16 protein-coding genes and 1 riboswitch are annotated in these 18,682 nt (G+C 68.6%); of the genes, 13 read left to right on the top strand and 3 right to left on the bottom strand.

Annotated elements, in window-relative coordinates; genetic code table 11:
- Positions 1-60 precede the first annotated feature (60 nt).
- A riboswitch (glycine riboswitch) is annotated at positions 61-166 on the bottom strand.
- Positions 167-335: 169 nt separating this feature from the next.
- The 13 genes from ACGFSB_RS35080 to ACGFSB_RS35020 all read left to right on the top strand — a co-directional run bounded on the left by ACGFSB_RS35080 (position 336) and on the right by ACGFSB_RS35020 (position 15,762).
- Complete coding sequence (locus ACGFSB_RS35080; protein WP_393408058.1) at positions 336-1,022, top strand: AAA family ATPase; 687 nt, start codon at positions 336-338, stop codon at positions 1,020-1,022.
- Positions 1,023-1,092: 70 nt separating this feature from the next.
- Positions 1,093-1,896, top strand: coding sequence for an enhanced serine sensitivity protein SseB (locus tag ACGFSB_RS35075; protein WP_393407932.1), 804 nt, complete (start codon positions 1,093-1,095; stop codon positions 1,894-1,896).
- A gap of 119 nt (positions 1,897-2,015) precedes the next feature.
- Complete coding sequence (locus ACGFSB_RS35070; protein ID WP_393407930.1) at positions 2,016-2,789, top strand: enhanced serine sensitivity protein SseB C-terminal domain-containing protein; 774 nt, start codon at positions 2,016-2,018, stop codon at positions 2,787-2,789.
- A gap of 430 nt (positions 2,790-3,219) precedes the next feature.
- Positions 3,220-4,224, top strand: coding sequence for an ABC transporter permease (locus ACGFSB_RS35065; RefSeq protein ID WP_393407927.1), 1,005 nt, complete (start codon positions 3,220-3,222; stop codon positions 4,222-4,224).
- Between the two features lie 102 nt (positions 4,225-4,326).
- Positions 4,327-6,096, top strand: a complete 1,770-nt coding sequence (locus ACGFSB_RS35060) for an ABC transporter substrate-binding protein (protein WP_393407925.1) — start codon at positions 4,327-4,329, stop codon at positions 6,094-6,096.
- 132 nt (positions 6,097-6,228) lie between these two features.
- A complete protein-coding gene (locus ACGFSB_RS35055) occupies positions 6,229-7,230 on the top strand; it encodes an ABC transporter permease (RefSeq protein WP_393408056.1) in 1,002 nt (333 codons plus the stop codon).
- Positions 7,227-8,324, top strand: coding sequence for an ABC transporter ATP-binding protein (locus tag ACGFSB_RS35050; protein ID WP_393407922.1), 1,098 nt, complete (start codon positions 7,227-7,229; stop codon positions 8,322-8,324). Before ACGFSB_RS35055 ends, ACGFSB_RS35050 begins: the two co-directional genes overlap by 4 nt.
- Positions 8,325-8,377: 53 nt before the next feature.
- The gene (locus ACGFSB_RS35045) at positions 8,378-9,667 is read left to right on the top strand and encodes an ABC transporter ATP-binding protein (RefSeq protein ID WP_393408054.1); all 1,290 of its coding nucleotides are present in this window, start codon (positions 8,378-8,380) and stop codon (positions 9,665-9,667) included.
- A gap of 108 nt (positions 9,668-9,775) precedes the next feature.
- Positions 9,776-11,167 (top strand): M1 family metallopeptidase, encoded by a 1,392-nt coding sequence (locus tag ACGFSB_RS35040; protein ID WP_393407919.1) that lies wholly within the window; start codon positions 9,776-9,778, stop codon positions 11,165-11,167.
- Positions 11,168-11,222: 55 nt separating this feature from the next.
- Entirely contained in the window at positions 11,223-11,900 is a 678-nt protein-coding gene (locus ACGFSB_RS35035; RefSeq protein ID WP_393407916.1) for a trimeric intracellular cation channel family protein, read from the top strand.
- A gap of 146 nt (positions 11,901-12,046) precedes the next feature.
- On the top strand, positions 12,047-13,027 hold the full coding sequence (locus ACGFSB_RS35030; protein ID WP_393407914.1) for a chitinase: 981 nt from the start codon (positions 12,047-12,049) through the stop codon (positions 13,025-13,027).
- A gap of 14 nt (positions 13,028-13,041) precedes the next feature.
- Positions 13,042-14,835: a coagulation factor 5/8 type domain-containing protein gene (locus ACGFSB_RS35025; RefSeq protein ID WP_393407911.1), complete on the top strand. Its 1,794-nt coding sequence runs from the start codon at positions 13,042-13,044 to the stop codon at positions 14,833-14,835.
- A gap of 57 nt (positions 14,836-14,892) precedes the next feature.
- Entirely contained in the window at positions 14,893-15,762 is an 870-nt protein-coding gene (locus ACGFSB_RS35020; protein WP_393407909.1) for a thioesterase family protein, read from the top strand.
- Positions 15,763-15,975: 213 nt separating this feature from the next.
- On the opposite strand, the gene ACGFSB_RS35015 is transcribed toward ACGFSB_RS35020, so the two are convergent.
- The 3 genes from ACGFSB_RS35015 to ACGFSB_RS35005 all read right to left on the bottom strand — a co-directional run bounded on the left by ACGFSB_RS35015 (position 15,976) and on the right by ACGFSB_RS35005 (position 18,605).
- Positions 15,976-17,028, bottom strand: coding sequence for a YeiH family protein (locus ACGFSB_RS35015; RefSeq protein ID WP_393407906.1), 1,053 nt, complete (start codon positions 17,026-17,028; stop codon positions 15,976-15,978).
- Positions 17,028-17,597 carry a cysteine dioxygenase gene (locus ACGFSB_RS35010; RefSeq protein ID WP_393407904.1) on the bottom strand — a complete coding sequence of 190 codons (570 nt, stop codon included), beginning with the start codon at positions 17,595-17,597 and terminating at the stop codon, positions 17,028-17,030. The genes ACGFSB_RS35015 and ACGFSB_RS35010 overlap by 1 nt, the downstream gene beginning before the upstream one ends.
- Positions 17,598-17,699: 102 nt before the next feature.
- Positions 17,700-18,605 (bottom strand): LysR substrate-binding domain-containing protein, encoded by a 906-nt coding sequence (locus tag ACGFSB_RS35005; protein ID WP_393407901.1) that lies wholly within the window; start codon positions 18,603-18,605, stop codon positions 17,700-17,702.
- Positions 18,606-18,682: the final 77 nt, after the last annotated feature.

The raw sequence follows: 18,682 nt of genomic DNA, 5'->3' as shown, positions 1-18,682 counted from the left end.
AGGGGGTCGTGACTTGCACCTTGGGTGGAGCCGCCGGGGCGGCCCGCTTTTCAGATGTGCCTCGCCCGCGCGGTACGGGGCCTGAGAGATTCAAGGGAGGGACTTGCTCCTTCGGCGCCCCGGTGCGTCGTACGACGGCTACCGGGAACTCTCCCGCGCGGATTCAAGCGGCCTGTATGGAGTTTGCGCGCCCATCATTGCACGCGCCCGCGTCACAGGGCAGTGCAAGGCCCGCTGTGCTGTTCCGGGGAAACCCCGGGCCCGGCGCTGTTGTGCCGCATTACCTTCTCTTTACACTTGCCGGGGAAGCTGCGGGAAGCAGATACGTGACCGCTATGGGGAGGCCGATCACGGTGCGCAGGACGAGTTTCTACGCGACCAACACGGGGGTGGCCCTGCCCAAACAGGCCACCGCCCCCACCAGGGAGAGCTGCGGCCCCCTGCCCGCGGCCGTCGTCCGGGACCTGCGGCAGCGGACGGGTCACAGCCCGCACCGGCTGACGTTCGGCGCCGGCGACCTGATCGTCGTCTCCGGTCTGCCGGGCAGCGGCAAGTCCACGCTGATGCGCAGAGCCGTCGCGGGCCCGCGCATCGACTCGCAGGACACCCGCGACCGCTGGGCACTGCGTATGCCGCGCCTGCTGCCGTACGCGGTCTACCGCCCCCTGGTGCGCCTCGCGCACTACGCGGGCCTGCGCCGCGCCCTGCGCTCCGGCGACGGCGTCGTGGTGCACGACTGCGGCACCCAGGCGTGGGTGCGCCGCTGGCTGGCCCGGGAGGCCGCGCGGCGCGGCACGACGCTGCATCTGCTGCTGCTCGACGTGGAGCCGGACACCGCCATAGAGGGGCAGCTCGCGCGCGGCCGTGGCGTGTCGCGGTACGCCTTCGCGCGCCACCGCAGGACGGTCGGCCGCCTCGTCGGCGCCGCCGAGCGGGGCGATCTGCCGCGCGGCTGCGGCTCGGCGGTGCTCATCGACCGGACGGCGGCAGGGGTGCTGCGGGGGATCGGCTTCGGTGGTTGAGCCGTCCGTCACGTTAGGGTCGTGCCGCAGGCAGAGCGGGACCGAGCAGGGGTTAGCAGGGGTTAGAGAGATGGACATTCCGGCGCAGGCGCACGCCCATCCGTACGGGGGATGGCCGGGCAATGAACTCGAAGAGGTGCTCGCGGCATCCCTCGGCGCGCCCGGCGGGCCGCAGGTCTCCGCGGGGGCCCGCATCGTGGAGGTGCTCGGCCGCAGCCACCTCTGGATCCCGCTGCCGAACGGAGGGGCGCCGGACAGCGGCACCCTCGACCTGCCCACGCTGGAGATCGAAGGCCAGGCGTACGTCCCGGTCTTCAGCTCCGAGCAGCAGTTCCAACAGGCCACGGGCGGCCGGATGGGCTGCACCGTGGCCCCCGCGGTGGAGTTCGCGCGGGGCCTTCCCCCGCAGCTGGGCATCGCGGTCAACCCGGACGGCACGGTCGGTGTCCCGCTGCCGCCGCCCGCGGTCGCCGAGCTCTGCCGGGGCGGGCGCACCCCGCTCGACGGCCCCGCGAGCGGCGGTCGCGTACGCCTCTTCGAGCCGGACTGGCAGCACGACCCGGTGGACTTCCTGTCCGCCGCCGCCCGTGAGTTCGAGGCCATCGGGGTCGTCCTGAGCGCCCGCCGCTGCCTGGCCAGCGTCGAGGGCGAGGACCCCACGCTGTTCGTCGGCATCGAACTGGCCTCCTGGGAGGGCAACGCGCGCGACCTGCCGATGGAGGCCGTGGGCAGGGCGCTCGGGCACGCTCCGGTGCCGTGGCCGGTGAACCTCGTACTGCTCGATGTGGCCCAGGACCCGGTGGGGGACTGGATGCGGGAGCGGGTGCGGCCCTTCTTCGGGCAGAGCCCCGGGCGAGAGCACGGACATGTGTAGGTACGCGGGTGAGGGCGCCGTACGTCAAGTCGGTGTCAGGATCGCCGCTTAAGCTGGTTTCATGACCCGGGGCCATCAGGCGATCGGGTCAGCGGGTCATCGCGAAGGGGCGGTTAAGGGTGAGTGCGTCGGGCACGGCTGCGGCCGGGCAGGTCGAGCACATGCTGCGCCAGGTGACGCCGGGGCGCTACGACGCCTACGAGGCGCTCCTGCGGGCGCTCGCCGCCGACCAGCTCTGGATGCTGCTCTGGCACGGCCAGGCCGGATCCCCCGACGCCCAGTACGGGAACATGGAGGTCGAGGGCCTCGGGTACGCGCCGTGCGTGACCTCCGCCCAGGAGCTCTCCGCCAGTGGCTGGAACCGCTCGTACGAGGTGGTCAGCGGGCAGGACATCTCCCGCACCCTCTACCCCGACCACTACGGCCTCTGGCTCAACCCGCACGCGCCGGGCGGCGGCGTCGGCATCCCCTGGCTCGACCTGCGCCGCATCGCGTCCGGCCTCGACCTGGTGCCCGCCGGACCGCTGCGGCTCACCGAGCCGGCCATCGAGATCCCGCAGTTCTACGCCCTGCTCACGCAGAACGCCCACCGCACCCCCGCGATCCGCTCGCTGCGCCGCGCCTGGGTGCAGCCCGCGCTCGGCGCGCCGTATCTGGCCATCGGCCTCGATGTGTACGACACGTCGCCGCATTCGGTGGACGGGGTGCGCACGATGATGCAGCAGTCGATCGCGGCCGTCCCCGAAGGACTGCCGGTGTCGACCGTCGCGATGTCCGACGGTTACGACCCGATCGCCATGTGGCTGCGCGCGAACGCCCGGCCGTTCTACGACCGCGAGGCCCAGGCGGCCCCGGCGCCCGCGGGCGGATACGGCTACCCCGCGCAGTACTGAAGCGCGTCCGAAGCGCGCCCGGAGAGCGTCCGAGGCGCGTCCGAGGCGCGCCCGGAGAGCGTCCCAAGCGCGTCCGGAACGGGTCTGAAGCAGGCCTGAAGACGCCCTGAACCGGCCACGGCGGCTCGCGCACCAGCCCTGACGGCGGCGATGTCCGTTCTGATGGTGGAGGGGCTCTATGGACCCCCGTGACACCTTGAGACCCAACTGCCCCGTGTTCGCCCCTCGTTCACCTGCGTCCGGATAACGGAACACCTCGATCAGCATCACGGTTGCGCATCCATTCCCTGTCAAGACTGGTAACAGATCGCAACCGCGATGAAGACTCCCGCACCAGGGGCGCTTCGCCCCAGTGCACGACGGACTGATCACGTCGCTACAGCGGCAAGTGCGGGCCGGTCACCACCGGTTGAGAGGGGTCCCTGCCACGATGACGGCACCATTGCATGACACACCTGCGGACGCGGACCCGACAGAGGATGTCGCTCCCGCAGCTGATGCAGGGGTGAAGAAGGTCGAGGGGCGGTCCCTCAAACAGATCGCCTGGAACCGCCTCAAGCGGGACAAGGTCGCCCTGGCCGGCGGTATCACCGTGATCGTCCTGGTCCTTGTCGCCATCTTCGCGCCCCTGGTCGTCTCCCTGCTGGGCCACCCGCCCAACGAGTTCCACCAGGACGAGCTGGAAGACCTGACGAACCTGCCCAAGGGCGCGTTCGGCGGCGTGAGTCCGGACTTCCTCTTCGGGGTCGAGCCGAACAAGGGCCGCGACGTCTTCAGCCGGATCGTCTACGGAGCGCGCATCTCGCTCCTCGTGGCGTTCCTGGCCGCCGTGGTGGCCGTGGTGCTCGGCACCTTCTTCGGCATCATCGCCGGCTACTTCGGCGGCTGGATCGACGCGCTGATCAGCCGGGTCATGGACGTGCTGCTCTCCTTCCCGCAGCTCCTCTTCGTGATCTCCCTGGTCTCGGTCCTGCCCGACGATCTGCTCGGGCTCACCGGCAGCGGCGTACGCATCGCCGTACTGATCCTGGTGATCGGCTTCTTCGGCTGGCCCTACGTCGGGCGCATCGTCAGAGGCCAGACCCTGTCGCTGCGCGAACGCGAGTACGTGGAAGCGGCCCGCAGCCTCGGCGGCGGTCAACGGCACATCCTCTTCCGTGAGCTGCTGCCGAACCTGGTCGCGCCGATCACCGTCTACGCGACGCTCATGATCCCCACCAACATCCTCACCGAAGCGGCACTCAGCTTCCTCGGCGCGGGTGTACGTCCGCCGACGGCCTCCTGGGGCGGAATGCTCCGGGACGCCCTCGCGACGTACGAGCACGACCCGATGTTCATGGTCTTCCCCGGCCTGGCGATCTTCGTGACCGTGCTCGCCTTCAACCTCTTCGGTGACGGGCTGCGCGACGCCCTTGACCCCAAGGGAACTCGGTAAACAGCTCCAACTGGCTTGCCCCTGCCGCAGCGTCAGGTGGCTCTTCCCATGGTTCTTGAGGCAGTCAAAGCCAAGGACCGCGAATCTCGGAGGATGCGAGAAATGCCCACAGGTTCCTCTAAACGACGGCTCACCGCTGGTGGTGCCCTCGTCGTAGCGGCGCTGATGACCACCACGGCATGCGGCGGCGGCAGCGACGACGAAGACAGCAAGGGCGCCGGCTACAACGCGGGCATCGGCAAGGTCGCCAACGCGTCGGCGAAGAAGGGCGGCACGCTCAAGTTCATCGCGAAGCAGGACTTGGACTCGGCCGACCCGCAGCGCGCGTACTACGGCATGACGTGGGACTTCATGCGGTACTACACCCGCACGCTGATCACGTACGACACCAAGCCGGGCGCCGCGTCGAACAAGCTGGTCCCCGACATGGCGAAGTCCACCGCCGACATCAGCAAGGACGGCAAGACCTACACGTACAAGCTGCGTGACGGCCTGACGTGGGAGGACGGCTCCGCGCTCACCTCCAAGGACATCAAGTACGGCATCGAGCGCATCTGGGCGACCAAGGTCATCACCGGTGGTCCCGCGTACCTGAAGTCCACGCTTGACCCCAAGGGCGAGTACAAGGGCCCCTACGAGGACAAGTCGAAGGACAAGCTGGGTCTGAAGGCGATCGAGACGCCGGACGACAACACCATCATCTTCAAGCTGCCCAAGAAGAACGGCGACTTCGAGCAGATGCTCGCGATGCCGTCGGGCAGCCCGGTGAAGCAGTCCGAGGACACCGGCGCCAAGTACACCCAGCGCCCGTTCTCCTCGGGCCCGTACAAGTTCCAGAACTACAGCGCGGGCAAGAGCATCACGCTGGTGCGCAACCCGAAGTGGAAGAAGGCCGCCGACCCGGTCCGTCCCGCGCTGCCGGACAAGATCACGGTCACCATCTCGGCGAACCTCGAAGAGAACGACAAGCGCCTGATGGACGGCGACTACGACATCGACATGAACGGCACCGGTATGACCCAGTCGGGTCGCACCACCGCCATTCAGGATCACAAGAACGATGTCGACAACATGCAGACGGACTTCGTCCGTTACGTCGCTCTGGTGACCAAGACGAAGCCGTTCGACGACGAGCACTGCCGCAAGGCCGTCTTCTACGCGACGGACTTCGCGGGCCTGCAGAAGACCCGTGGCGGCCCGGTCGCCGCCGGTGAGATCGCCACCAGCGTCTTCCCGAAGTCGATCAAGGGCAACGACGACTACGACCCGTACGGGATCCTGAAGCGCAAGGGCGCGCCGGACGCCGCCAAGGCCAAGGACGAGCTCAAGCAGTGCGGCAAGCCGGGCGGCTTCTCGACCAAGATCTCGGCGCGTAACAACCAGCCGGGCGAGGTGGACGCCGCCACGGCGCTCCAGGAGCAGCTGGCCAAGGTCAACATCAAGGCCGAGGTCGACGCGATCGACGGTGCCGACTCCTCCAGCATCACCGGCTCTCCGTCGGTGGTGAAGAAGCGCGGCATCGGCATGACGATGGCGGGCTGGGGTCCGGACTTCCCGACCGGCCAGGGCTACGCGCAGCCGCTGTTCGACAGCCGCTTCATCGCGGAGAACGGCAACTACAACGAGTCGCAGATCGACGAGCCGAAGATCGACAAGTACTTCGACTCCGCGATCGCCGAGGTCGACCGTGAGAAGGCCGGTCAGATCTACACCGACCTGGCGCACGAGGTCGTCGACAAGGCGTACTGGATGCCCTTCATCTACGAGAAGAACATCACCTGGCGCGGACCGCGGGCGACCAACGTCTACTCCTCCGCCGCCTACAGCGGCCGTTACGACTACGTGTCGCTCGGTGTGAACGACAAGAAGTAGTCCCCGCCGCAAGGCAGCCGCCGCAAGGCAGTCCCACCGCCGAATCCCGCCAGTCCGAAGGGCAGGTGATGGCCTCGGGCGGTGGCCGGGACCCCTCACGAGGGGGTCCCGGCCACCGCCGGGCCGCGCACAGTGCTTGCTTATCTCATCCGGCGCCTGATCGCCGTTGTCGTCATGGTGCTGGTCGTACTGCTCGCGACCTTCACCGTCTTCTACATGCTGCCCAAGTGGGCGGGACAGGACATCGCCGTCCTCTTCGCCGGGAAGTCGTCCGGTGCCGAGCAGCTCGCGGGCATCCGGATCAAACTGGGTCTCGACGACCCGCTGCTCGTCCAGTTCTGGGACTTCGTCAAGGGCATCCCGATGGGGCGTGACTACGCCAACGGGGCCGACGTCACCCACTGTCCGGCCCCCTGCTTCGGATACTCCTTCCGTACCGAGGCCCCGGTCTGGGAAACCCTCAAGGACGCCCTGCCCGTCACCGCGGCGCTCGCCGCCGGTGCCTGTGTGCTGTGGCTGATCGCCGGTGTCACCACCGGTGTGGTCTCCGCGCTCAAGCGCGGCACGGTCTGGGACCGTTCCGCGATGATCACCGCCCTCGGCGGCGTCTCGCTGCCGGTCTTCTTCACCGGCATGATCTCGATGGGTCTCTTCGTCCACACCCTTGGCTGGGTGAACATCGAGGACACCCTCACCACGGACGATCCGATCAACGTCTGGTTCGAGACACTGATATTGCCGTGGATCGTGCTCGCGTTCCTCAATGCCGCCATGTACGCGAGACTGACCCGCGCGACCATGCTGGAAGTGCTCGGCGAGGACTACATCCGCACCGCGCGCGCCAAGGGGCTCGGTGAGGCCACCGTCATCAGACGGCACGCGCTGCGCTCCGCCATGACGCCGATCCTGACCGTCTTCGGCCTGGACCTCGGCGTGCTCATGGGCGGCGCCGTCCTCACCGAATCCACGTTCAACCTGCCGGGGCTCGGCCTGGAAGCGGTCAAGGCCATCAGCACCAAGGACCTGCCGGTGATCCTCGGCGTCACCTTGTGCGCATCGCTCGCGATCGCCCTCGCCAACCTCGTCGTCGACCTTCTGTACGCCGTCATCGACCCGCGAGTGAGGCTGGGATGACCGAACTGCACAAGACTGGATCGGCGGTCGGAGAACCCGTCGCCGACTCGGTCGCTCCCACCGCCTTCCTCGAAGTACGCGACCTCAAGGTGCACTTCCCGACCGACGACGGCCTGGTCAAGTCCGTCGACGGGCTCAGCTTCCAGCTGGAGAAGGGCAAGACCCTCGGCATCGTCGGCGAGTCCGGATCCGGCAAGTCGGTCACCTCGCTCGGTATCCTCGGCCTGCACACCGCGGGGCAGTACGGCAGCCGAAAGCCGCAGCTTTCCGGAGAGATCTGGCTGAACGGCACGGAGCTGCTCGGCGCGGACCCGAACCAGGTGCGCAAGCTGCGTGGCCGTGACATGGCGATGATCTTCCAGGATCCGCTGTCCGCGCTGCACCCGTACTACTCCATCGGTCAGCAGATCATGGAGGCGTACCGCGTCCACAACGACGTGAACAAGAAGGTCGCACGCAAGCGCGCCATCGAGATGCTCGACCGAGTGGGAATCCCCCAGCCGGACAAGCGGGTCGACAGCTACCCCCACGAGTTCTCGGGCGGTATGCGCCAGCGCGCGATGATCGCGATGGCCCTGGTGAACAACCCCGAGCTGCTCATCGCGGACGAGCCGACGACCGCCCTCGACGTCACCGTCCAGGCGCAGATCCTCGACCTCATCCGGGATCTTCAGAAGGAGTTCGGCTCCGCGGTCATCATGATCACCCACGACCTGGGCGTGGTCGCCGAGATGGCGGACGAGCTGCTCGTGATGTACGGCGGCCGGTGCATCGAGCGCGGCACCGCCGAGAAGGTCTTCTACGAGCCCCAGCACCCCTACACCTGGGGCCTGTTGGGGTCGATGCCGCGCATCGACCGCGAGGAGACCGACCGTCTCGTGCCGGTCAAGGGCTCCCCGCCCAGCCTGATCAACCTGCCGTCGGGCTGCGCCTTCAACCCGCGCTGCCCGTACGCCGACATCCCCAAGGACCAGATCACCCGCCGCGAGCGCCCCGACCTGCACGAGGTCGCACCGGGTCACTTCACCGCCTGCCACATGTCGCAGGACGAGCGCACCCGGATCTGGACCGAAGAGATTGCGCCGAAGCTGTGAAAGACGAAGCGAAAGACCAGGCGACGGATCTGGCGAAGGGCAAGGGCCAGGAGATGACGATCCCGGCGCAGACGAAGAGCTCCGCGAAGAGCTCCGCGAAGAGCTCCGCGAAGAGCTCCGCGGAGTCTCCCGAGCCGCTGCTCAGGGTCGAAGGCCTCGTGAAGCACTTCCCCATCAAGAAGGGGCTTTTGCAGCGCCAGGTGGCGGCAGTGCAGGCTGTCGACGGCCTCTCGTTCGACGTACGTCCGGGTGAGACGCTCGGTGTCGTGGGCGAGTCGGGCTGCGGCAAGTCGACGATGGGCCGGCTGATCACCCGTCTGCTCGAACCGACCGCGGGGCGCGTGGAGTTCGAGGGCGTGGACATCACGCACCTGAACACCGGCAAGATGCGGCCGCTGCGCCGCGACGTGCAGATGATCTTCCAGGACCCGTACTCGTCGCTGAACCCGCGGCACACCATCGGCACGATCGTCGGTGCGCCGTTCAAGCTCCAGGGCGTCAAGCCCGAGGGCGGTCTGAAGAAGCACGTACAGGAGATGCTGGAGCGGGTGGGGCTCAGCCCCGAGCACTACAACCGCTACCCGCACGAGTTCTCCGGCGGTCAGCGCCAGCGCATCGGCATCGCGCGGGCGCTGGCGCTTCGGCCCAAGCTGGTCGTGGCCGACGAGCCGGTCTCCGCCCTGGACGTCTCCATCCAGGCGCAGGTGGTCAACCTCCTCGACGACCTCCAGGACGAGCTCGGCCTCACGTACGTGATCATCGCGCACGACCTCTCGGTCATCCGGCACGTCTCGGACCGCATCGCGGTGATGTACCTCGGCAAGATCGTGGAGCTCGCGGACCGCAAGGACCTCTACTCCACGCCGATGCACCCGTACACCAAGGCGCTCCTCTCCGCGGTGCCGGTGCCCGACCCCAGGCGGCGCGGCGTCAAGAGCGAGCGCATCCTGCTCCGCGGTGACGTCCCGTCGCCGATCGACCCGCCCACCGGCTGCCGTTTCCACACGCGCTGCTGGAAGGCGACGGAGATCTGCGCGAAGACCGAACCGCCGCTGATCGCCCTCGCCTCCGGCCACCAGGTCGCGTGTCACCACCCGGAGAACGCCGACGACCAGGCGCCGGGCGACACCAAGCTGCTCCAGGTCGCCAAGGAGGCGATCGAGGTGGTGTCCGTGGTGAGCAAGGCGGAGGAGACGGCTGTGGAGGAGGCTGCTGCTCCGGAGGCTCCGAAGACTCCGGAGGCTCCGAAGAATCCGAAGGCGGAGTCGAAAACGGAAGCCGCTGTGGCCCCCGAAGCGGAAGCCGAAGTGGAATCCAAGGGTCAGGAGTCAACTGACCAGTAGCGCCTGATGACTTGGTAAAAATCAGGCACCAAGTCATGTACACGCCCATACGGGAGAGTGCAGAGTCTGCGTGTCCGTTTCATCGGAACACGCGCGAAGGGATGACTCATGGCACTCTCCCGTTCGGCACGTCTGGGGGCGGTCGCGACCGCGACCCTCTCCTTCTGCTTGATCGCCGCCGCACCCGCACCCCACCCGGGCTCCGACGGCGTCGGCGACACGTACTTCCCGCAGCTCGGCAACGGCGGATTCGACGTAAGCCACTACGGCCTCGACGTGGCGTACAACCCCGACACGGACCGCCTCGACGGCCGCACCACGATCACCGCGCGCGCCACCCAGAACCTGTCCTCCTTCGACCTCGACCTCCAGAAGCTCGAGGTGACGAGAATCGACGTGAACGGCAGACGGGCGCAGTTCACGCGCGAGGGCGACGAGATCCGCATCAGCCCGCGCGACAGCCTGGGCAAGAACAAGAACTTCACCGTGACCGTCACCTACGGCGGCGTGCCCGAACCGCTGAGCGGCCCCATCGTCTTCGGCTCCGACTACGGCTGGATGAAGACCACCGACGGCGTCTTCGTCGCGTGCGAGCCCAACGCCGCCTCGACCTGGTTCCCGTCCAGCGACCACCCGGGCGACAAGGCCGCCTTCGACATCCGCATCAAGGCCCCCAAGGGCCTGACGGGGGTCTCCAACGGCCGTCTGGTCGACACGTACGACAAGGGCGGGCAGACCGTCGCCCACTGGCGTGAGAAGAAGCCCATGGCGACCTATCTGGCGACCGCCACGATAGGCAAGTTCGACGTGAAGCAGGGCAAGACCCCGGCGGGGACCCCGATCTACGTAGCCATCGACCCCGTACTGGAGAACAGCAACAACGTCGACGTGTACGGCGTCACGGCCGACGTCACCGACTACTGGTCGAAGATCTTCGGTCCTTACCCCTTCGAGGAGACCGGCGCGATCGTCGACGACATGCCGCAGGCGGGCTTCTCCCTCGAGACCCAGACCAAGCCGGTCTACTCCGCGATCCGCAGCGAGTCGACCATCGCCCACGAGCTGGCCCACCAGTGGTTCGGCGACTCGGTCTCGGTCGACAAGTGGAAGGACATCTGGCTCAACGAGGGCTTCGCGACCTACTCCCAGTGGCTGTGGACCGAGCACAAGGGCACCCAGTCCGCCCATGACTCCTTCCTCGCGGGCTACAACGCACGCCCCGGCGACTCGGCCTTCTGGCAGACGGTCGTCGGCGACCCGCAGCGCGACACGATGTTCGCCTCCGCCGTGTACCAGCGTGGCGCGATGACGCTCCAGGTCCTGCGCGAGCGCATCGGTGACAAGGCGTTCTTCAAGCTGCTCCCGGCCTGGACCGCGCAGAACCGGTACGGGAACGCGAACACCGACGACTTCATCCGGCTCGCCGAGAAGATCTCGGGCAAGCAGCTGGACAGTCTTTTCCAGACGTGGCTGTTCACGAAGGGCAAGCCCGCTCTGTAAGCCCGATGGGCATGGCCTCGTCGGGCGCGCACCGGCGGGCAGGTAAGAATGTCGCGTGATTCAGGATCTGTTCAGTCCCTCCGTCCAGCACGCGCTCGACATCATCGGGATCTTCGTCTTCGCGATCTCCGGGGCGCTGCTCGCCGTGCGCAAGAACTTCGACGTCTTCGGCATCGCCGTACTCGCCGAGGTCACCGCGCTGGGCGGAGGGCTCATTCGTGACGTGGTCATCGGCGCGGTGCCGCCCGCCGCCTTCACCGACCTCGGATACTTCATCACCCCGCTGTTCGCGGCCCTCCTCGTCTTCTTCCTGCACCCCGAGGTGGAGCGCACCCAGCTCGCGGTGAACGTCTTCGACGCCGCCGGGCTCGGTCTCTTCTGCGTCGCGGGGACGATCAAGGCGTACGACTACGGCCTCGGCCTGGTCCCGTCGGCCGCCCTGGGTCTCGCCACGGCGGTGGGCGGCGGCGTGCTGCGCGACATCATCGCCAACGAGGTGCCCTCGCTGGTGCGCTGGGACCGCGACCTCTACGCCGTGCCCGCGATCGTCGGCTCCGCGATGGTCGCGTTCTGCATCAACTACGACATGGTGAACGCCTTCACCAGCAGCCTCGCGGTCATCACGACGTTCGTCCTGCGGCTGCTCGCGCTGCGCTACCACTGGCGCGCGCCACGGGCCTGGCACCGGCGGTCGACGGCGGTGGAGGTGGTGGACGCGGACGAGACGCCCTAGGGGCGCGCCAACTGGGCGTGCCCGTTCACAAGTTGAACGGATCAGGCCCCATCCTGCCCCTTGACGCCCAACTTCCTCACGAGTTAACTCAAGCACTGAATTAAGTCTGGACCAACCTTCCCTCCCCCCACGTTCTGGAAGGCCCCATGAGGAAGCGAACCCGGCTCATATCCCTGGGTATTGTCATGGTCACGGCGACCGCTGGCGCCACCCTGGCAGCCACCGCCCAGGCGGACCCCGCCCCCACAGCCGCCCCTCCGGCCGTCGCCCCCTACCTCTACAACGGCTGGGGCGATCCCCCCGACCCCAGTGAGGTCCAGGAGGCCACCGGCGTCGGCTGGTTCACGCTCGCCTTCGTGCTCAGCGACGGCGACTGCGACCCCAAGTGGGACGGCTCGCGCCCGCTGACCGGCGGCGCCGACCAGAAGACCGTCGACGCCGTCCGCGCGGGCGGCGGCGATGTCGTCCCCTCCTTCGGCGGCGCGAACGGTCACAAGCTGGAGGAGTCCTGTGCGGACTCCGGCGCGCTTGCGGGCGCGTACCAGAAGGTGATCGACGCCTACGGGCTCAAGGCGATCGACATCGACATCGAGGGCGACGCCTACAACGACCCCGCCGTACAGCAGAAGACGATCGACGCCCTCAAGAAGGTGAAGGCGGACAACGAAGGCCTCACGACCTACGTCACCTTCCCCAGCGACCAGAGCGGCCCCGACGACAGCATGATCAAGCGGGCCGCCGACTCCGGCCTCGAAGTGGACGGCTGGACGATCATGCCGTTCGACTTCGGCGGCGCGGGCCAGAACATGGGCGAGCTGACGAAGCAGGCGACCGACGGCCTGAAGGACACGGTCAAGGCGGCCTACGGCTACAGCGACGACGCGGCCTACCGGCACAGCGGCCTCTCCTCGATGAACGGCATCACGGACGTCCAGGAGACCGTCACCCCGGCCGACTTCGAGACGATCCTCGGCTACGCCCAGGAGCACCACCTGGCCCGCCTCGCGTTCTGGTCCGTCAACCGCGACCGCCCCTGCCCCGGCGCGTACCCGAACGACGACACCTGCTCCGGAGCGGACCAGGAGCCCTGGCAGTTCACCAAGATCTTCGCCCGGTACACGGGCTGACGAGGAGGGACACTATGCATCTCACCCACAGAAGGCGCGGTCGAGCCCTCCCGGCCGCCGCCGCGCTCGCCCTCGCCGCAGGCACCCTCGCCCTCGTCACGATGCAGAGCGCCGACGCCGGACAGTCCCCGGCGAAGACGAAGCGCACGACCACGACCATCGCCGCCGACGCCCCGGACCTCGGCCCGAACGTCGACGTCTTCGACCCGTCCATGTCGCACGACACCGTCCAGGGCCGCCTGGACGAGGTGTTCAAGCAGCAGGAGACCAACCAGTTCGGCGGTGAACGGCGCGCGCTGCTCTTCAAGCCCGGTTCGTACGACGACGTGGACGCGAACATCGGCTTCTACACGCAGATCGCCGGACTGGGCCTCTCGCCCGACGACACCGACATCAGCGGCGCGGTGCACGCCGAGGCCGACTGGTTCCAGGGCAACGCCACCCAGAACTTCTGGCGCGGCGCCGAGAACCTCGCCGTGACCCCGAAGGCCGGCGCCGACCGCTGGGCCGTCTCGCAGGCCGCGCCCTACCGGCGTATGCATCTGAAGGGTGACCTGAAGCTCGACGACGGCGGCTGGTCGAGCGGCGGACTGCTCGCCGACACCAAGGTCGACGGACAGGTCGACTCCGGCTCGCAGCAGCAGTGGCTCTCCCGTAACACCGACTGGGGCAGCTGGCAGGGCTCCAACTGGAACATGGTGTTCGTCGGCGCGAAGAACGCGCCCGCGGGCGACTTCCCCAAGCCGCCCTACACCAAGGTCGATCAGACTCCCGTCTCGCGTGAGAAGCCTTTCCTGTACGTCGACGAGGGCGACGCCTACAAGGTGTTCGTGCCGGGTGTGCGCAAGGACAGCAGCGGCACGAGCTGGTCCGGCGGCGCCCCGGCCGGGAAATCGCTGCCGATCGACGACTTCTACATCGTGAAGCCGGGCGCGAGCGCGTCCGACATCAACGGAGCCCTCGCGGACGGCAAGAACCTCCTGGTGACTCCGGGCGTCTACCACCTCTCCGAGACCTTGAAGGTGACGAAGTCCGACACGGTCGTACTCGGTCTGGGGCTCGCCACCTTCATCCCGGACGGCGGGGTGACGGCGATGACCGTCGCCGACGTGGACGGCGTGAACGTGGCGGGCGTCCTCTTCGACGCGGGGACGAGGAACTCGGAGACGCTGATGGAGGTCGGCGGCGAGGGCGCGGACGCGGACCACGCCGCGAACCCGACCTCGCTGCACGACGTGTACTTCCGGGTCGGGGGAGCGGCCGTGGGCAAGGCGACAAAGAGCCTTGTCGTCAACAGCTCGGACGTCATCGGCGACCACACCTGGATCTGGCGGGCCGACCACGGCGACGGCGTCGGCTGGAACACGAACACGGCGGACACGGGCCTGATCGTGAACGGCGACGACGTGACGATGTACGGCCTGTTCGTCGAGCACTACCAGAAGCATCAGACGATCTGGAACGGCGAGGGTGGCCGGACGTACTTCTACCAGAACGAGATGCCCTACGACCCGCCGGACCAGGCTGCCTGGATGAACGGGAACTCGAAGGGTTACGCGGCGTACAAGGTGGCCGACTCGGTCACCGAGCACGAGGCGTGGGGGCTCGGCTCGTACTGCTTCTTCAACGTCAATAGGTCCGTCGCGGCCGAGCACGCCTTCGAGGTGCCGCAGCGGGACGGGGTGAAGTTCCACGACATGGTGACGGTGTCGCTCGGAGGCACGGGCACGATCCAGCACGTGATCAACGGGACGGGCGGGCCTTCGGACGGGGCGAGCAATGTGGCGAACCTCGTGAGCTACCCGTAGCGTCCCACCCATCGGAATAAGCTACCGCTCAGTAATTACATGTTGTACGTTACCGGTATGGCAGAGGCGACATTCGTACCGGTAGCGGTGCCCGCGAGCATCGGCGACAGCGAGTTCGACCGCGACACCGCGGTCACCCGGCGGGAGCCCGGTGTCTATGACATCGAGCTCTCCGCCGGGTGGACGATCATCAGCGCCGTCAACGGCGGCTATCTCCTCGCGGTCATCGGCCGCGCACTGGCCGACGCCCTGCCGCACTCCGACCCCTTCACGATCTCCGCGCACTACCTGACGGCCTCCCACCCCGGCCCCGCCGTGATCCGCACGGACACGGCTCGGTCCGGGCGGACCCTGTCGACCGGGCAGGCCTCGCTCTTCCAGTACGACGACGAGGGGCGCGAGGTCGAGCGGATCCGGGTGCTCGCCTCCTACGGGGATCTGGCGGGGCTCCCCGACGACGTACGCACCACGGCCGAGCCGCCGGAGCTGCCGCCGCTCGACCAGTGCTTCGGCCCGCAGGACGCGCCGGATCACCGTCCCGTCCCCGGCAGCTCGGCGATCAGCGACCGCCTCTTCCTGAAGCTGGACCCGGCCACCCTGGGCTGGGCCCTCGGCCAGCCCTCCGGCAAGGGGGAGATGCGAGCCTGGTTCGGCCTCGCGGACGGCCGCGACGCGGATCCGCTGTCGCTGCTGCTCGCGGTGGACGCGTTGCCGCCGACGGCCTTTGAGCTGGGCCTTTCCGGGTGGGTCCCGACGGTGGAACTGACGGTGCATGTACGGGCCAGGCCCGCGCCGGGCCCTCTTCGGGTGTCCATCACCACGCGGAACCTCGCCGGGGGGTTCCTGGAGGAGGACGCGGAGGTCTGGGACGCGGAAGACCGCCTGGTCGCTCAGTCTCGGCAGCTGGCGAGGGTGAGGCTGGGCTGAGTGGGGAGTATTTCCCCAACCCCGCCCCTTCCCGGCTGTGACATTTGCGGCTCCGCCACGTGGCGTGCCTGCGCCCCGGACCTACCTGGGGATCCGCCCCAGACCCCGGTCCTCAATCGCCGGACGGCTGAAATCTTTCAGCCGTCCGGCGATTGAGGACGCCCCCGCGCAGCGGGTTTTCGGGAAGGGGCGGGGTTGGGGAACAGGAAGCCCCTAACCGACCACGACCACACCCCCATACGAAATCCCCGCCACCACCACCCACGCACACAACCCAACCACCGCCACCCTCCAGCCCGTTCGCGCGAGCGAAGGCAGATCCACCGCAGCGCCAAGACCGAACAGGGCCGCCGCCAGCAACAGCTCCTGGGCGTGACCCGCCAAGCCCAGCGCAGCACCCGGCACCCAGCCAGTACTCCGCACCGCCACCATCCCCACAAACCCCGCCACGAACAGCGGCACCACCGGCGGCCGCTTCGCCACGGAGCCCCGCGCAGCGGACCTGCGGGCCCGTAGGGACAGGGAAACCGCCGCCACCAGCGGGGCAAGCGCAGCGACCCGCATCAGTTTCACCAGGACCGCGTCCCCCAACGCCCCCGCCCCGGCGGTCTGCGCGGTGGCCACCACCTGGCCCACGTCGTGGACACTCGCCCCGGCCCAGCGGCCGAACTCCGCGTCGTCGAGGCCCAACACCCCCTGGAGCAGGGGGAGTACGGCAATCGCCAGCGTCCCGCAAAGGGTCACAAGGGCCACCGACACCGCCGCGTCCCGCTCCTCGCTCTCACTCACCTCGCTCACCGCCCCGATCGCGGACGCCCCGCAGATCGCGTACCCGGTGGCGATGAGCAGCGGCTGATCGCCCGGCAGGCCCATCCGGCGGCCGAGCCACCACGTCCCGAGGAAGGTCGCGGTCACCACCCCCAGCACCATCGCGACCGTCGCCCAGCCGAGGCCAAGGACGTCGTCCAGGCTCAGCTTCAGGCCGAGCAGGACGATGCCGAGCCGCATCAGCCGCTTTCCGGCGAGGGAGAGCCCTGCCCTGCCCCGGCCTCGTACGACACCGCGCACACCCGGCACATGCGCCGCCGCGAGGCCGAGCACCACTGCCGCCGTCAGCATCGGCACCGCGGGGATCAGCGCGTGCGTCGCCCACGCGATCGCGACGCCGAGCCCGGCAAGGGCGAGCCCCGGCAGCGGGCGGCCCGCGGCCGACGGCGCTTCGCGTGTCCGCCGGCCGAGCGGACCGGGCGGACCGAGCAGCACCATCAGCGGTCGACCGGCAGTTCGTACTCCCGGCGCACGCTGCTGCCCAGGCGGGAGATGTCCGCGCCGTAGACGTGCAGCGAGATCGCCCGCCCCGTACCGCCGTTCCAGACCCGGTGGATATCGCCGGGCGGCGCGAAACCGCAGACCGTGCCCGGCTGGTTGGTCAGGTCCTCCGTGGCGACGAGCCGCGCCGCCGCGCCGGATGTCGCGGGGACGAGGCGGTAGCGCCGCTCGTGCTCCACGCCCTCGTGGACGCCGGTCACGCACCAGGAGACGTGGTCGTGGACGGGCGTGTGCTGGCCCGGCAGCCAGACCAGGCCGACCACGGAGAAGCTGCCGTCGTGCTCGGCGTGCAGCAGATGCTGCCGGTAGCGCGCGGGATCGCCCTCGCACTGCTCATCGGTCAGCAGATCGGCCGCGCTCAGGTGCGGCGCGAGCCGCTCGCCGACCAGATACGCCGTCAGATCCGGCGGAAGGCCCCGGCCGACGGCTTCGCGGACACCGGCGACGAGGGCGTCGAGGCGTCCGGTGGTGCGGGCCGCGCGGTACGCGGTGGTGGAGGCGTTCATACGGGAAGCGTCCCGCCGCCCATCCATCACGTCCAACGACAGTTTCTAAGCCGTATCCCAACTCCCGCTTATAGATGGAGGTGTGAGTGGTGGCGGTACGCCTCAGCAGCCCACCCGGTTCGCCGCGACCGCCTTCAGTTCCTCAAGTACCAGCGCCGTCGCGGGAATCCGCAGATGCTCCCGGAGCGCGTACGCCGAGACCTGCCGCCGCGACGCCGGATCGAGGGCGCGCCCCGCGACCTCCCGGTGGCGCAGGAAGTTGAGGACGAGGCCGGGCATCATCGCGATCCCGAGGCCCTCGGCGACCAGGCTCTGGATGACGAGGTTGTCGTCCGTGGTGAAGGCGATGTCCGGCGTGAAGCCCTGCTCGGCGCATTCGTGCAGGAAGTTGGCTCGGCAGCGCAGGCAGCCCGCGATCCAGCGCTCCTCCGCGAGGTCGATGAGCCTGACGGAGCGGCGCCGGGCCAGCGGATGGCGGGACGGCATGAGGACCGTCAACTGGTCCTCCATCAGCGGGATTTCGACCACCTCGTCCGGTACGTCCTCGTGCAGCCCGGGATAGTGGAAGGCCAGCGTGATGTCGCAGTCGCCGTGCACCAGGCGCTGGAGCGACTCGGGCGGTTCGTTCTCCTGGAGTTCGACGCGTACTCCGGGGTGGCTGGCCGCGAGCCGGGCGAGCGCCTCGGGGATGAGCGTGGCGTTGGCGCTGGGGAAGGCGCAGATGCGGACGCGCCCGGTGCGCAGGCCCGTGATGGCGTTCATCTGCTGCTGGGCGGCATTGATGTTGCCGAGGATGACCCCCGCGTGCCGGGACAGCGCCTCACCCGCTTCGGTCAGCCGCATCCTGCGGCCGACCCTGGTGAACAGGACGGTGCCGACGGACCGTTCGAGCGCCTTCATCTGCTGGGTGATCGCCGGTTGCGTATAGCCCAGCGAGCGGGCGGCGGCGGAGTAGGAACCGGTCCTGACCACCTCGTGGAATGACCTGATGTGCCGGGAATCGAACACGCCAGAATCATATGCAGTACGGGGGAAGGGACGACAGGGCCCCCTCCGTCACTCCCTCTGCCACCCCCATCCTCTTG

The organism is Streptomyces sp. NPDC048441, assembly GCF_043200235.1.
In the GTDB taxonomy this organism is placed as follows: Bacteria; Actinomycetota; Actinomycetes; order Streptomycetales; family Streptomycetaceae; genus Streptomyces.
Note: the sequence above shows the minus strand (reverse complement) of the source record. Positions and strands in the feature narration are given on the sequence as shown.

Coding starts and splice junctions, on each gene's coding strand:
- ACGFSB_RS35020 (WP_393407909.1), top strand. CDS start 14,893: ATGGCAGAGGCGACATTCGTACCGGTAGCGGTGCCCGCGAGCATCGGC.
- ACGFSB_RS35010 (WP_393407904.1), bottom strand. CDS start 17,597: ATGAACGCCTCCACCACCGCGTACCGCGCGGCCCGCACCACCGGACGC.
- ACGFSB_RS35015 (WP_393407906.1), bottom strand. CDS start 17,028: ATGGTGCTGCTCGGTCCGCCCGGTCCGCTCGGCCGGCGGACACGCGAA.
- ACGFSB_RS35060 (WP_393407925.1), top strand. CDS start 4,327: ATGCCCACAGGTTCCTCTAAACGACGGCTCACCGCTGGTGGTGCCCTC.
- ACGFSB_RS35030 (WP_393407914.1), top strand. CDS start 12,047: ATGAGGAAGCGAACCCGGCTCATATCCCTGGGTATTGTCATGGTCACG.
- ACGFSB_RS35025 (WP_393407911.1), top strand. CDS start 13,042: ATGCATCTCACCCACAGAAGGCGCGGTCGAGCCCTCCCGGCCGCCGCC.
- ACGFSB_RS35050 (WP_393407922.1), top strand. CDS start 7,227: ATGACCGAACTGCACAAGACTGGATCGGCGGTCGGAGAACCCGTCGCC.
- ACGFSB_RS35080 (WP_393408058.1), top strand. CDS start 336: ATGGGGAGGCCGATCACGGTGCGCAGGACGAGTTTCTACGCGACCAAC.
- ACGFSB_RS35075 (WP_393407932.1), top strand. CDS start 1,093: ATGGACATTCCGGCGCAGGCGCACGCCCATCCGTACGGGGGATGGCCG.
- ACGFSB_RS35040 (WP_393407919.1), top strand. CDS start 9,776: ATGGCACTCTCCCGTTCGGCACGTCTGGGGGCGGTCGCGACCGCGACC.
- ACGFSB_RS35065 (WP_393407927.1), top strand. CDS start 3,220: ATGACGGCACCATTGCATGACACACCTGCGGACGCGGACCCGACAGAG.
- ACGFSB_RS35045 (WP_393408054.1), top strand. CDS start 8,378: ATGACGATCCCGGCGCAGACGAAGAGCTCCGCGAAGAGCTCCGCGAAG.